The organism is Altericroceibacterium xinjiangense (assembly GCF_003958635.1).
Lineage (GTDB): Bacteria > Pseudomonadota > Alphaproteobacteria > Sphingomonadales > Sphingomonadaceae > Altericroceibacterium_A > Altericroceibacterium_A xinjiangense.
Window position 1 is genome coordinate 238,117 of the sequence record NZ_RSEK01000003.1, and the last position, 13,676, is coordinate 251,792.

The 13,676-nt window shown below is 65.1% G+C and carries 12 protein-coding genes; 11 read left to right on the plus strand and 1 reads right to left on the minus strand.

Features of this window, described 5'->3' with window-relative positions; translation table 11 throughout:
• Positions 1 to 5 precede the first annotated feature (5 nt).
• The 8 genes from ELY13_RS05105 (at position 6) to rnr (ending at position 9,696) form a co-directional block, all read left to right on the plus strand.
• Positions 6 to 563: a CvpA family protein gene (locus tag ELY13_RS05105; protein ID WP_126172809.1), complete on the plus strand. Its 558-nt coding sequence runs from the start codon at positions 6 to 8 to the stop codon at positions 561 to 563.
• Positions 560 to 991 (plus strand): iron-sulfur cluster assembly scaffold protein, encoded by a 432-nt coding sequence (locus ELY13_RS05110; protein WP_126172810.1) that lies wholly within the window; start codon positions 560 to 562, stop codon positions 989 to 991. The genes ELY13_RS05105 and ELY13_RS05110 overlap by 4 nt, the downstream gene beginning before the upstream one ends.
• A gap of 28 nt (positions 992 to 1,019) precedes the next feature.
• Positions 1,020 to 2,663 carry an MFS transporter gene (locus ELY13_RS05115; protein ID WP_126172811.1) on the plus strand — a complete coding sequence of 548 codons (1,644 nt, stop codon included), beginning with the start codon at positions 1,020 to 1,022 and terminating at the stop codon, positions 2,661 to 2,663.
• Entirely contained in the window at positions 2,650 to 3,696 is a 1,047-nt protein-coding gene (gene alr, locus ELY13_RS05120) for an alanine racemase (protein ID WP_420897417.1), read from the plus strand. The genes ELY13_RS05115 and alr overlap by 14 nt, the downstream gene beginning before the upstream one ends.
• Positions 3,697 to 3,813: 117 nt before the next feature.
• A complete protein-coding gene (gene phaR / locus ELY13_RS05125; protein ID WP_126172813.1) occupies positions 3,814 to 4,380 on the plus strand; it encodes a polyhydroxyalkanoate synthesis repressor PhaR in 567 nt (188 codons plus the stop codon).
• Positions 4,381 to 4,435: 55 nt separating this feature from the next.
• The gene (locus ELY13_RS05130) at positions 4,436 to 5,983 is read left to right on the plus strand and encodes an aminoacyl--tRNA ligase-related protein (protein WP_126172814.1); all 1,548 of its coding nucleotides are present in this window, start codon (positions 4,436 to 4,438) and stop codon (positions 5,981 to 5,983) included.
• A gap of 44 nt (positions 5,984 to 6,027) precedes the next feature.
• A complete protein-coding gene (locus ELY13_RS05135) occupies positions 6,028 to 7,404 on the plus strand; it encodes a M28 family peptidase (RefSeq protein ID WP_126172815.1) in 1,377 nt (458 codons plus the stop codon).
• A gap of 21 nt (positions 7,405 to 7,425) precedes the next feature.
• Positions 7,426 to 9,696, plus strand: coding sequence for a ribonuclease R (rnr, locus tag ELY13_RS05140; RefSeq protein WP_126172816.1), 2,271 nt, complete (start codon positions 7,426 to 7,428; stop codon positions 9,694 to 9,696).
• 4 nt (positions 9,697 to 9,700) lie between these two features.
• Here rnr and ELY13_RS05145 read toward each other — a convergent pair whose 3' ends face one another.
• Positions 9,701 to 10,153: a universal stress protein gene (locus ELY13_RS05145; RefSeq protein WP_126172817.1), complete on the minus strand. Its 453-nt coding sequence runs from the start codon at positions 10,151 to 10,153 to the stop codon at positions 9,701 to 9,703.
• 128 nt (positions 10,154 to 10,281) lie between these two features.
• Between ELY13_RS05145 and ELY13_RS05150 the strand changes: the two genes are divergently transcribed.
• From ELY13_RS05150 to lpdA, 3 genes are all read left to right on the plus strand, one after another.
• Entirely contained in the window at positions 10,282 to 11,568 is a 1,287-nt protein-coding gene (locus ELY13_RS05150; protein ID WP_126172818.1) for a pyruvate dehydrogenase complex dihydrolipoamide acetyltransferase, read from the plus strand.
• Positions 11,569 to 11,838: 270 nt separating this feature from the next.
• The gene (locus ELY13_RS05155) at positions 11,839 to 12,213 is read left to right on the plus strand and encodes an acyl-CoA thioesterase (RefSeq protein WP_126172819.1); all 375 of its coding nucleotides are present in this window, start codon (positions 11,839 to 11,841) and stop codon (positions 12,211 to 12,213) included.
• 17 nt (positions 12,214 to 12,230) lie between these two features.
• Positions 12,231 to 13,643 (plus strand): dihydrolipoyl dehydrogenase, encoded by a 1,413-nt coding sequence (lpdA, locus tag ELY13_RS05160; RefSeq protein WP_126172820.1) that lies wholly within the window; start codon positions 12,231 to 12,233, stop codon positions 13,641 to 13,643.
• The last annotated feature ends 33 nt before the right edge of the window (positions 13,644 to 13,676 follow it).

Here is a 13,676-nt window from a genome sequence, read left to right on the forward strand (position 1 = left end):
CCGGCGTGACGGGTTTCGATATTCTGGTGCTGGTTGTCGTCGGAGGGGCGGCAGTGGGCGGCTTCCTGCGCGGCTTCGTCCAGGAAACGCTCTCGCTGATGGCGTGGGTGCTGGCGATCTTTGCGATCCGGCTGTTCCACACCGACCTCACCACGGTGCTTTACGATTACATCGATTCGCCTTCCGGCGCGACGATCCTTGCCTTCGTGCTGTTGCTGGGCGTGCCCTATGCAGCGATGAAGCTGATCGCGGGGTATGCCGGTCGCCGGTCCCGCAGGTCTGTCCTCGGCCCGGTAGACCGCGTGCTCGGCTTCGCGTTCGGCGCGCTGAAGGGCGTGGTGATCGTGGTGATGGTCTTCTCGCTGGTGGTGCTGGGCTTCGATCTCGTCTGGGGGCCCGGCGGGCGCCCGGACTGGATCACGCAGGCGCGAACCTACCGTGCGGTCAACGCCAGTTCCAACGCGATGGTTCAACTCGTCCGCGAACGGCAGCGCCGCTGGAAGGAAGAGGCCGAGGAAGCCGAAGAAGCCGAAACCGAGACTGAGGCCGAGGTCGCCGCGTGAGCGCGGAAAAACTCTACACGCCCGAATTGCTGGCCCTGACGCTCGAACTCGCGCAGCATCGGTTCGATGAAACCCTGCCGCTGCACGGGCAGGCCCGCTCCCAAAGCTGCGGCAGCACGCTGGCTATGGCCATACAAACCGACACTGCGGGCCTGATCGCGAGCTTCGGCATGAAGGTTCAGGCCTGCGCGATCGGGCAAGCTTCCGCGGCGATTTTCGCCCGCCATGCCTTGGGCAAGAACGCGCAGGAAACAGGCGAGGCGCTCCACGCGATCGAACGCTGGCTTGCCGGGGAAGGGGCGCTGCCGGCTTGGCCCGATTTCGCGATGCTGAAACCAGCCGGTGCCTATCCGGGCCGCCACGGGGCGATCCTGTTGCCGTGGCGCGCGGCGGCCGATGCCCTTTCCACGCCGCCTACTGCCCGCTAGTCCCCGGGACAGGGGAGGATACACCATTATGGCCAGCACAGCCCAGCCCGTGGCCCACCGGCCCAGCGCGTCCGACATCCGGCTCGTGATCGCGGCATCGTCGGCCGGGACGGTGTTCGAGTGGTACGATTTTTTCATCTACGGCACGCTTGCCGCGCTGATCGGCAACGCGTTCTTCCCGGCGGACAACGAAACGCTGCAATTGCTGCTCGTCTGGGCCGGATTTGCCGTCGGGTTCGGCTTCCGCCCGCTCGGCGCAATCCTGTTTGGCTTTCTGGGGGACAAGCTGGGGCGCAAGTACACCTTCCTCGTCACCGTCACCCTCATGGGTGTCGCGACGGCGGGCGTGGGCCTTGTACCCAGCGCTGCCTCTATCGGACTGGTGGCACCCGTGATCGTGATCCTGCTGCGCATTGCGCAGGGCCTTGCGCTTGGCGGCGAATACGGCGGGGCGGCGATATACGTTTCCGAACATGCCCCGCCCGACAAGCGGGGGTTCTACTCCAGCTTTATCCAGGCGAGCGTCGTCGGCGGATTTGTGCTGTCGATTGCGGTGGTGCTCGCCTGCCGATCGGTGATCCCGGCGGAGGAATTCGTCGCCTGGGGCTGGCGCGTGCCGTTCCTGCTGAGCATCGTCCTGCTCGGCGTGTCGCTGTGGATGCGGCTCAAGCTGTCGGAAAGCCCGGTGTTCCAGGCCATGAAGGAAGCCGGGGAAACGGCGAAGAACCCGTTTGTCGAAAGCTTCACTTATCCCGGCAACAAGAAGCGGATCTTCGTCGCCTTGTTCGGTGTCACCGCCGGGCTGACGACACTGTGGTACACCGCGTTCTTCTCCAGCCTGTCGTTCCTCAAGGGTCCGATGCGGGTGGACGACACGACGGCCGAGATCATCCTCGGTGTCGCGGGATTGATCGCAATGGCGTTCTATATCCTGTGGGGCCGGATTTCCGACCGGATCGGCCGCAAGAAGCCGATCGTCTGGGGCAACGCGCTGGCGCTGGTCCTGCTGTTCCCGCTGTTCTGGATGATCGGCAGCTTCGCCAATCCGGGGTTGCAGGAAGCTGCGCGGAACGCGCCGGTTACCGTGACCGGGCCGGATTGCCGGTATGATCCGTTCGCCAGCGCGCAGACCACCCGCTGCGGCAAGCTGCTGGAAGATCTGACCGCAGCCGGGGTGCCCTATACCTTGTCCGAAGGCGGGGCGCTGGCGGTCAACATCGGATCCGATCCCCTCCCGCTCGATAGCTGGAACTGGAACGATGCCGCCGCGCGCCGGGGCCAGCTGGAACAGGCGCTGACGGGTGCAGGATACTCCTTCGCCGACGTCACTCCCTCGCTGCCGCGCATCCTCGGGATCGTTGCTGCCCTGCTAGGCCTCGGCATGCTGTCGGCGATGAACTACGGCACCGTCGCGGCGCTGCTGACCGAGATGTTCCCGCCGAAGATCCGCTACAGTTCCATGTCCATTCCCTATCACATAGGCGCAGGTTATCTCGGCGGGTTCCTGCCGCTGATTTCCAGCTACATCGTCGCCCGCAGCGGCAACGCTTACGCGGGGCTCTGGTACACGTGGGTGATCGTCGCCATCGCGCTGCTGGTCAGCGCCTGGGGCCTTGCCGGGGGGCCGCCACGGGAGTTCGCCGCGAAGGATGTTGACGATGCACCGGCCTGACGCACCGCCTCCCACGCTGCGGCTGCGGATCGACGAAGAGGCGCTTGCAAGCAACTGGCGTACGCTTGATCGCCTGTCCGGCTCTGCCCGTGCCGGCGCGGCGGTGAAGGCCGATGCCTATGGCCTCTCGGCGGCAAAGGTTATCCCGGTTCTGCGCGACGCGGGCGCGAACGACTTCTTCGTGGCCCATTGGGGCGAGGTGGGCGAGTTGCTGGACCACGTTCCCGCAAGCCGGATCTCGGTCCTTCACGGACCCGCAAATGCGCAGGATTCGGCCTACGCCCGCGCCCTCGGCGTTCGGCCGGTCATCAACAGCCTGCACCAGGCAAAGGTCTGGATCGAGTGTGGCGGCGGCCCGTGCGACCTGATGATCGACACCGGGATGAACCGCCTCGGCGTGCGACCGGAGGAACTGGGCGACCCGCTGGCAGGCCGGCTGGAAATCGAAACCGCGCTGTCGCATCTTGCTTCGGCGGATGAGGACAGCGCGCTCAACCCCCTCCAGCTTTCCCGTGCCACGCAGGCCTTCGCCGCCGTCTCTGCAAAGGAGCGCAGCCTCGCCAACAGCGCCGGTATCGCGCTGGGCAAGGATTACGCGTTTGACCTCACCCGGCCAGGCCTTGCGCTGTACGGCGGGGTGCCGCGCGGCGAACTGGCGGGAAGTATCCGCCAGGTGGTCACGCCCGAAGCGGCCATCCTGCAAGTGCGCACCGTGCAACCGGGAGAGACGATCGGTTACAACGCCACCTTCACCGCCGACCGGCCCGTGCGCGCCGGGATCGTCTCGATCGGGTATGCCGACGGGTTCCTGCGGTGCTGGTCGGGCAAGGGCGTGCTGCGGGCAGGGGAAGCGGACTTGCCGCTGCTTGGCCGCGTGTCGATGGACATGGCCGTTATCGATCTCTCTCAGGCGCCGCACCTGCGGGAAGGAGATTGGGTGGAAATCCCTTGGCATCTGCCGGAAGCAGCCGCGCGCAGCGGACTGTCCCAGTATGAACTGCTGACCACGCTTGGCCACAGGTTTTCCCGTTAGGCACACTCAAGCCGTGTGGAATTTCAGGCGAGGGACGTCGCCGTCCACAGGTATCTTCATTGCACCGCACATGTTGCAGGTGCTAAGTACAATTTATTCGCAGGTGGAGGAACGCCGATGGCCGATAAGGACGAAGCGGGGCAGAACCCCGTCATCATCAAGAAATACGCCAACCGGCGGCTCTACAACACCCAGAGCTCCAGCTACATCACGCTGGACGATCTCGCGCGGATGACGCGCAACGGAGTCGATTTTCAGGTGCTCGACGCCAAGAGCGGCACCGACATCACCCACGGCATCCTCACCCAGATCATCATGGAAGAGGAAGCAAGCGGGGAACAGATGCTGCCGATCAGCTTCCTGCGGCAGCTTATCTCGATGTACGGCAACTCGATGCAGTCGCTGATCCCGCACTACCTCGAAGCCTCGATGGACAACTTCCGGGCCAACCAGAAGAAGATGCAGGACAGCATCCGCGCCAGCATGGGAACCGAAACGGTCGCCAAGCTGACGGAAACCAACATGGCGATGTTCAACGCCGCGGCGCAGGCCTTCATTCCGGGCCAGAACCGGGTGGCCGAACCGAAGTCGGACACGTCGGAGCCGCAGATGCAGTATGAAATCGACGCACTGCGCGCACAAATGGCGGAAATGCAGAAAAAGCTGGATAAGCTTGGCAAATAGCCCGCGCCGGGCCATCCGGCGCCCTTGCTCCTCCAGTTGATTCGAGATCTGCGCCGTGTCCAAGCCTGCCATTCGCCACGCCCTTTCCACCCGGCGCGAAGACGATTTCGCCGCCTGGTACCAGGAAGTGATCTCCGCTGCCGACATGGCGGAGGAATCCGGCGTGCGCGGCTGCATGGTGATCAAGCCATGGGGCTGGGGCATCTGGGAACGGATGCAGCGCCTGCTGGACGATCGGATCAAGGCGGCCGGCGTGCAGAATGCCTACTTCCCGCTGTTCATCCCGCTGAGCAATTTCGTGCGGGAGGCGGAGCACGTCGAAGGCTTTGCCAAGGAAATGGCGGTCGTCACCCATCACCGGCTGATTGCGGACGGCAAGGGCGGGCTGATCCCCGATCCCGAAGCCAAGCTGGAAGAACCGCTGATCGTGCGCCCGACCTCGGAAACGATCATCGGCGACGCGATGAGCCGCTGGGTCCAGAGCTGGCGCGACCTGCCGTTGCTGCTGAACCAGTGGGCCAACGTGGTGCGCTGGGAAATGCGAACGCGCATGTTCCTGCGAACCAGCGAATTCCTCTGGCAGGAAGGCCACACCGCGCACGAAAGCCGCGAAGACGCGAAGCGGGAAACGATGCGCGCGCTGGAGATGTACCGCGCGTTTGCGGAGGAAAACCTGTCGCTGCCGGTGATCGCGGGCGAAAAGCCCGAGAATGAGCGCTTCCCCGGAGCCCGGGAAACCTGGTCGATCGAGGCGATGATGCAGGACGGCAAGGCGCTGCAGGCGGGCACCTCTCACTACCTCGGCACGAGCTTTGCCGAAGCGGCGAACATCCGGTTCCAGGACCGCGAAGGCGGGCAGCAGCATTGCCACACCACTAGCTGGGGCTTGTCCACCCGCATGGTCGGCGGGATCATCATGACGCATGGCGATGATGACGGGCTGCGCGTGCCGCCCGCCGTCGCGCCGTTCCAGGTCGTGATCCTGCCGATGCTGCGGGACAATGACGGCGATGCGCCGCTGATCGCTTATTGCGAGCAACTGCGCGATGCCGTCGCTGGCACCTACGCGCTGGGCGAATCGGTGCGCGTGCTGCTTGACCTCAAGCCCGGCAAGGCCGCGGCCAAGCGGTGGGACTGGGTGCGCAAAGGCGCGCCGGTGATCATCGAAGTCGGCACGCGGGACATGGAAAACGGCAAGGTCAGCCTGCTGCGGCGGGACCGCTTGTGGGGTGAGGACGCCAAGCCTGCCTTTGCCACGCCTTTGCGGGATGAGGCGGCTTCGCAGATCCCCGGCTTGCTGCAGGACATCCAGACCAGCTTGTTCGAGGAAGCGCGCGCCCGGCGCGAAGCGAACATCGTGCGTGGGATCGACAGCTTCGAGAAGCTGGCCGACTTCTTCAGCGCCGACAAGCGCTACCCCGGCTGGGCGGAAGTCCAGTGGGCAAAGCCGACCGGCGCAGCGCTGGATTCAGTGGTCGAACGCCTCAAGGCGCTGAAGCTGACGTTCCGCAACGTGCCGATGGACGCAGCGCCCGTGGATGGCGCTTGCCTGTTCACCGGGGAGCCGGCGGTTGAACGGATCTACGTCGCCCGCGCCTATTGATCGTAAGGACTTGCCCCCGATGGTTTCAGCGGTAACAAGGAGCCATGCATAAGCTCCTGATATCGGCCGCGCTGCTTGCGGTCTCGTCCGCCGCCGCCGCGCAGACCACGCGGACCGCTTCGGCTCCGCCTGCCGCTGCCGGGGCTGCATCCGTTGCAGCCGCAAGCGTTTCCGAACAGCGCCTGCGGCAGGACGTGGAAACGCTCGTTTCCTTCGGGACGCGGCATACCTTGTCGGAACAGGATAACCCGCGCCGCGGGATCGGCGCGGCGTGGACCTGGGGCGAGAACGAGTTCCGCAAGATCAGCCAGGAATGCGGCAACTGCCTGGAAGTGGTGCTGCCGGAAACCACCGTGTCCGGGGACCGCATTCCCGAACCTGTCCGCCTGATCGATGTGGTCGCAATCCAGCGCGGCACGGAACGGCCGAACGAAGTCGTGATCGTTCAGGGCCACATCGATAGCCGCGCTTCGGACGTAATGGACGCCGTCAGCGATGCGCCGGGCGCGAACGACGACGCCTCCGGCACCGCGCTGGCGGTTGAGGCGGCCCGGGTGCTGAGCAAGAACACCTATCCCTCGACCATCGTCTACGCCCTGCTGACCGGGGAAGAGCAGGGGCTCTACGGCGGGAAGCTGCTGGCAAATTATGCGAAGCAGCAAGGCTGGACAGTCAAGGCAGTGCTCAACAACGATATCGTCGGCGGATCGTGCGGGTCGGACGGTTTCTGCGATGCGCAGAATGTCCGCGTGTTTTCCGAAGGCCCGCGGGCCGATGCCGGGGACAAGGACAGGGCCGCGATGCGGCGCAACGGGGGTGAGAACGACAGTCCCGGCCGCAACTTGTCCCGCTACATCGCCGGGCTCGCCGCGCAGGAAGCCGGCGCGCTGGACGTGCGGCAGATCTGGCGCACGGACCGCATGGGACGCGGCGGGGACCAGATTCCGTTCCTCGAACACGGCTTCCCCGCCGTCCGCTTCACCGTTGCGGTGGAGGACTACGAACACCAGCACCAGGACCTGCGGGTGGAGGACGGCGTCACCTACGGCGATACGATCGAGGAAATGGACTTCCCGTACCTGGCCAACGTCACGCGGCTGAACGTGCGGGCGCTCGACGCGCTGGCCCGCGCGCCGCTGCCGCCTTCGCCGGTGGCCGAAGCCGCGGTGCAGACCTTCACCGATATCCGGTGGGACCCGGTGCCCGGCGCGGCGCGCTACAACGTCTGGCGCCGCCGGACCGACCAGCCCGCCTGGGAAGCCGAGCCCATCGCCCGAACGGATCAGGCCGCGCTGCGGCTGGAAGGCCTGCGCGGGGACGACTGGATTCTCGGCGTCAGCTCGGTATCGGCACAGGGGGCGGAAAGTCCGGTTGCCAGCGCTGTGCCGGGCGGCGGCTTCCACCCGCTGGAAAAGCGCTGACACCTCGCCCATATAAGGGGCATGGCTGATAAGCACTCCCGCGGTCTTCCGACGAAGGCCGAGATACTCGAATTCATCCAGGGCTCCGATACGCCCGCAGGCAAGCGTGAAATCGCAAAGGCCTTCGGGCTGAAGGGTCAGGAAAAGATCGCCCTGAAGCACGTGCTGAAGGACATGGCCGAAGAAGGCCTGATCGACGGCAAGCGTACTGCCTATCACCGCATGGGCGGCGTGCCGAAGGTCACTGTACTGCGCGTGGTCGATATCGAGGATGGAGAGGCAATCGCCATCCCCGACACCTGGTCGCCGGATGACGCTACCCCGCCGCCGCGCCTGCGGCTGGTCGAACACAAGAAAAGCCCAGCGCTGCGCAAGGGCGACCGCGTGCTTGCGCGGACGGAAGAAACCGGCAGCGGCTGGCGGGCCCACCCGATGAAGAAACTCCCCAACCGCCTGGAAGCGATGCTGGGTGTGGTGGAATTCGACGGTTCGGGCAAGCCGTGGCTCGCCCCGGTGGACAAGCGAGTGCGCGATTCCAGCGCGATTGCCGATCTCGGCGGCGCGGAAGCTGGCCAGCTCGTGCTTGCGGAACCGGTGGGCAAGTCGCCCCGCGCCGGCGTGAAGGTCACGGAAGTGCTCGGCGATCCGCTCGCCCCCAAGTCCTACAGCCTGATCGCAATCCACAAGTTCGGCATCCCGCACACCTTCCAGCCCGAAACGCTGGAGGAAGCCGAAACCGCCGCCAAACTGCCGCTGAGCGAAGACCGCCGAGAGGACCTGCGCGCGCTGCCGATCGTCGCGATCGACCCGGCCGACGCGCGCGATCACGATGACGCGATCTGGGCCGAACCGGATGGTGAGGGCGGCTTCAACGCCATCGTCGCGATTGCCGACGTATCGTTCTACGTCCGCCCCGGCGGCGATCTGGACCGCGAGGCCCGCAAGCGCGGCAACTCGGTCTATTTCCCGGATCGTGTCGTGCCGATGCTGCCCGAAGTGCTGAGCGCGAACGTCTGCTCCCTGCGCGAAGGCGAGGACCGCGCCTCCATGGTCTGCCACATGCGGATTTCCCCGCAAGGGAAGGTGAGCGACTGGCGCTTCACTCGCGCGCTTGTCCGGATTTCCGAAGTCATCGCCTATGAAGACGCGCAAGCCCGGATCGATAGCGGCGAGGCGGCGGAAAACCTCCAGAACCTCTGGGCCGCGTGGAAGCTGCTGTACCAGGCGCGCGAGAACCGCGATCCGCTGGAACTGGAACTGCCCGAACGTCGCGTCATGCTGGACGAGGAAGGCCGCATCACCGAAGTCGCGGTACGCGAACGGCTCGATGCCCACCGCGTGGTCGAGGATTTCATGATCGCCGCCAACGTCGCCGCGGCCAAAGCGCTGGAAAGCAAAGTCGCCCCGGTCGTCTACCGCGTTCACGAGACGCCGAGCCGGGAGAAGCTGATCGCGCTCAAGGACTACCTTGAAACGTTCGGCCGCAAGCTGGCGCTGGGGCAAGTCATCACGCCCAGCTTGTTCAACCGGATGATCAAGGACGTGTCCGATCCGGCCGAAAAGGCGCTGGTGATGGAAGCCGTGCTGCGCAGTCAGACGCAGGCCTATTACGGTCCGCAGAACGCCGGCCACTTCGGCCTCGCGCTCGGCAGCTATGCCCATTTCACGTCCCCGATCCGGCGGTACGCCGACTTGCTGATCCACCGCGCGCTGGTGGACGCGTTCGATCTTGAACAACCGAAGCCCAAGGACCGTCTGCCGGCATCCTCCGGCTTGTCGGAAAAGGACCGGGCGGACTTGTCCAAGGTCAGCGACGCGATCAGCGTGACCGAACGGCGCGCGATGGAGGCGGAACGCGATACCATCGATCGCTACGTCGCGGCCTGGCTCTCCGCCCGTGTGGGCGAGGTCTTCCCCACCCGGATCACCGGCGTGCAGAGCTTCGGCTTCTTCGCCACCATTGTCGGCCTCGGCGGGGACGGGCTGGTCCCGGTCTCCACGCTCGGCAACGATTACTTCCGCTATGACGAGGCCGCCCGCGCCCTGGTTGGCGAAAATACGGGCGAGCGGTTCGGTCAGGGCGATATGCTGGAATTGCGGCTGGCGGAAGCCAACCCGCTGACCGGGGCGCTGAAGTTTGAGCTTCCGGACAACGAAGGCGCGGTCGAACCGCGCGGCCGGCGACCGGAAACGAAGAAACGGCGCAGCGACGGGAAACCTGCGGGCAAAAAGCCGCTGCAAGGCAAGCGCGGCCGCCCCGGCAACATCCGGCACCAGGGCCGCAAGCGCTAGACGTTCAGCTCAGCCGGTCGATCTCATCCTCGGTCAAGCCGCCGGGGATCAGGAAGACCGGGCAGGGCAGGTTCCCGGCATGGGCGGAGAAGTGCGTCACCAGCGGGCCGGGGTTGCCCCCGCTGGCCGCGCCGAGCACCAGGGCTGCGACTTCCGGGTGTTCGGCGAGATAGTCCCGAATCACCGCTTCCCCGTCGCCGACCCGTACGGCGATCTGCGGCATTCGGCCCATTTCGCTCATCAGCGCACCCGCGGCGCTGGTGGCGAGCACTTCGGCCCGGTCGCGGGCTTCGGCCTCGATCGTGGCCTGCACGCCGGCAAAGGCATTGAAATCCTGACGGGGGACGAGTGCCACGATGTGAACCGCGCCGCCGGTATCGGCTGCGCGCCGCGCGGCAAAGCGCAGCGCGACCAGTGCTTCAGCCGTTTCGTCGACCACGACCAGATAGACGCGCATCGTTCTACTCCCCCTGCCGCGCGGTATCCGACGAATGGACAAAACGCGCAAGGCACCTTGCCCGGGGGCGGTAAATTGGCCACAGACCGATCAAGGGAAATTCGCCAGACAGGACACGCGCACTCACCATGCCCATTGCCATCAAGATGCCCGCCCTTTCCCCGACCATGGAGGAGGGAACGCTCGCCAAATGGCTGGTCAAGGTCGGCGATACGGTTTCCGCCGGCGACATCATGGCGGAAATCGAAACCGACAAGGCGACGATGGAATTCGAAGCGGTCGATGAAGGCGTGATCGCCGACATCGCCGTGCCGGAAGGCAGCGAAGGCGTGAAAGTGGGCACCGTGATCGCCACCCTTGCCGAAGAAGGGGAAGATCCGGCTTCGGTGAAACCGGCCAGCGCAGACGCGGCCCCCGCGCCTGCACCGAAAGACGAGCCGAGCGCCCAGGCTGCAACGCTGACCGCCGCTTCCGCTCCTGCGCCAAGCTCAAGCCCGGCCCCGGCAGCATCGGGAGACCGTGTAATCGCGTCCCCGCTGGCCAAGCGGATCGCCGCACAAAAGGGCCTCGACCTTTCGAGCGTGAAGGGCAGCGGCCCCAACGGGCGGATCGTCAAGGCTGACGTAGAAGGCGCGCAGGCGACCGCCGCTCCGGCAGCCGCAGCGCCCGCTCCGGCTCCTTCCGCAGCACCGGCAGCCGCGCCCGTTCAGGCGCAGGACTTCGGCATTCCGCACGAAGTCGAAAAGCTGTCCGGCATGCGCAAGACGATTGCGCGGCGCCTTACCGAGTCCAAGCAGCAAGTGCCGCACATCTACCTCACGGTCGATATCCGGCTGGACGCGCTGCTCAAGTTGCGGAGCGATCTCAACAAGGCTCTGGAAGCGCAAGGGGTCAAGCTGTCGGTCAACGACATGCTGATCAAGGCGTTGGCCAAGGCACTGGTCGCCGTGCCGCAGTGCAACGTCCAGTTCGCGGGCGACCAGCTGCTGAAGTTCAGCCGCGCCGACATCTCGGTTGCGGTGTCGATCGAAGGCGGCCTGATTACGCCGATCGTGGCGGACGCCGGAGCGAAGGCCATCTCCGCCATCTCCACCGAGATGAAGGACCTTGCCACCCGGGCCCGCGAAGGCAAGCTGCAGCCGTCCGAATATCAGGGCGGCACCGCCAGCTTGTCGAACATGGGCATGTTCGGGATCAAGCAGTTCGAAGCGGTGATCAACCCGCCGCAGGCGATGATCATGGCAATCGGCGCGGGCGAAAAGCGTCCCTACGTGGTCGATGACGCACTGCAGATCGCTACGGTGATGAGCGCAACCGGCAGCTTCGATCACCGCGCAATCGACGGCGCCGATGGGGCGCAGCTGATGAAGGTATTCAAGGAGCTGTGCGAAAATCCGCTGGGGCTGGTGGCCTGAAGGCTGTCCTACCGCCCCGGTTCGTGCCTCGCTGCGCCTGATGAGCTTCCAACCCCGCCAGACCGAGTCGTATCTTCGTGTGCGGCACCGGACTGGGCGGAGTGCGGCGCACGTTTATGTCACCGGGGCGAAAGAACATTTTAATTTCCTGGTGGCACGATTCCGTCACTCAGCCGACGCTAACCGGTTGATCGGAAATGAGAATATCAGAATGACACGAGCAGGGGCGAGTGTCAGTTATGTCAACCTCAGAAGCGGGGGAAACTGCCGATGACCGAAAAAAGGGATCCCGCAATTCGCGTCACGGCCATGCCGGCCGACGCGAACGCCTATGGCGATATCTTCGGTGGTTGGTTGATGAGCCTGATGGATTCCGGTGCGGGCCTCGTCGCGGCGCGGCGCTCCACGGGCAGGGCTGTCACCGTGGCCATGGACGGGATGCAATTCCACGAGCCGGTGAAGGTGGGCGATGAAGTTTCGGTCTATTGTGAGATCGAGAAAGTCGGCCGCACCAGCATGACCATCGCGGTCGAGGCGTGGCGCCGGCCGCGTGAAGGCGAAGAAGCGGCCAAGGTGACGCAGGCCGTGTTCACTTTCGTCGCGATTGATGAAAACGGGCGGCCCCGCGATGTTGGGCCGGGTTGAAGCTTAGGAGCAGGCAAGTGGCAGACAGCTATGACGTGATCGTTCTCGGTTCCGGCCCCGGCGGATATGTCGCGGCGATCCGCTGCGCGCAGCTGGGCCTCAAGACCGCGATTGTTGAGCGGGAACTGCTCGGCGGCATTTGCCTCAACTGGGGCTGCATCCCAACCAAGGCGCTCCTCCGTTCAGGCGAGGTGTTCCACCTGATGAAGCACGCCAAGGATTATGGCTTGGCCGCCAAGGAGATAGAGGCCGATCTTGATGCGGTCGTGAAGCGCAGCCGCGGCGTGGCGAAGCAGCTTAACAGCGGCGTCACCGGGCTGATGAAGAAGAACAAGATTGCCGTCCACATGGGCACCGGATCGCTCAAGGACGCCACCACGCTGGAAGTGAAAGGCGAAAAGGGTACCGAGACCCTGAAAGCCAAGCACATCATCGTCGCCACCGGCGCGCGGGCGCGGGATCTCCCCTTTGCCCCGGCGGACGGCAAGCGGGTGTGGACCTATCGCCACGCGATGACCCCGTCCGAAATGCCCAGCAAGTTGCTGGTGATCGGATCGGGCGCCATCGGGATCGAGTTCGCCAGCTTCTACAATGACATGGGCGCGGAAGTTACCGTGGTTGAGATGCTCGACCGCATCGTTCCGGTGGAAGACAAGGACGTCTCCGCCGCGCTCGAAAAGTCGCTCACCAGGCAAGGCATGAAGATCCTGACCGGCGCTTCGCTGGAAAGCATGGACGTGAAGGCCAGCGGCGTCTCCCCCAAGATCAAGGGCAAGGACGGCAAGGTCGTGGCTAGCGATTACAGCCACGTGATCGTGGCCATCGGGATCCAGCCGAACACGGAAAACGTCGGCCTTGAAAAGCTGGGCGTGAAGCTGGACCGCGGGTTTATCCAGATCGATAATTACGGGCGCACCGGCGTCAAGGGGCTGTGGGCCATCGGCGACTGCGTGCCGGGGCCGTGGCTGGCGCATAAGGCCAGCCACGAAGGCGTGACCGCGGCCGAATCGATCGCGCAGGAGCTGGGCAACAAGGACGTGCACCCGCACCCGCTCGACCGGCAGAACATTCCGGGCTGCACATACTGCCACCCGCAGATCGCCAGCGTCGGGATGACGGAAGCGAGAGCAAAGGAAAGCGGCTACGACGTGAAGGTCGGCACCTTCCCGTTCATCGGCAACGGCAAGGCGATCGCACTGGGGGAGCCGGAAGGCTTCATCAAGACCGTGTTCGACGCGAAGACCGGCGAATTGCTCGGCGCGCACATGATCGGTCCGGAAGTGACCGAATTGATCCAGGGCTACGTCGTCGGCAAGACGCTGGAAACCACTGAGGCGGAACTGATGAACACCATCTTCGCCCACCCCACGTTGTCGGAAGCGATGCACGAAAGCGTGCTCGCCGCCCACGGCCGGGTAATTCATATCTAGGACCGGGAAATCTTGTCGTTGTCCGCGCGTTGC

Coding starts and splice junctions, on each gene's coding strand:
- ELY13_RS05115 (WP_126172811.1), top strand. CDS start 1,020: ATGGCCAGCACAGCCCAGCCCGTGGCCCACCGGCCCAGCGCGTCCGAC.
- alr (WP_420897417.1), top strand. CDS start 2,650: ATGCACCGGCCTGACGCACCGCCTCCCACGCTGCGGCTGCGGATCGAC.
- phaR (WP_126172813.1), top strand. CDS start 3,814: ATGGCCGATAAGGACGAAGCGGGGCAGAACCCCGTCATCATCAAGAAA.
- ELY13_RS05135 (WP_126172815.1), top strand. CDS start 6,028: ATGCATAAGCTCCTGATATCGGCCGCGCTGCTTGCGGTCTCGTCCGCC.
- rnr (WP_126172816.1), top strand. CDS start 7,426: ATGGCTGATAAGCACTCCCGCGGTCTTCCGACGAAGGCCGAGATACTC.
- ELY13_RS05145 (WP_126172817.1), bottom strand. CDS start 10,153: ATGCGCGTCTATCTGGTCGTGGTCGACGAAACGGCTGAAGCACTGGTC.
- ELY13_RS05150 (WP_126172818.1), top strand. CDS start 10,282: ATGCCCATTGCCATCAAGATGCCCGCCCTTTCCCCGACCATGGAGGAG.
- ELY13_RS05155 (WP_126172819.1), top strand. CDS start 11,839: ATGACCGAAAAAAGGGATCCCGCAATTCGCGTCACGGCCATGCCGGCC.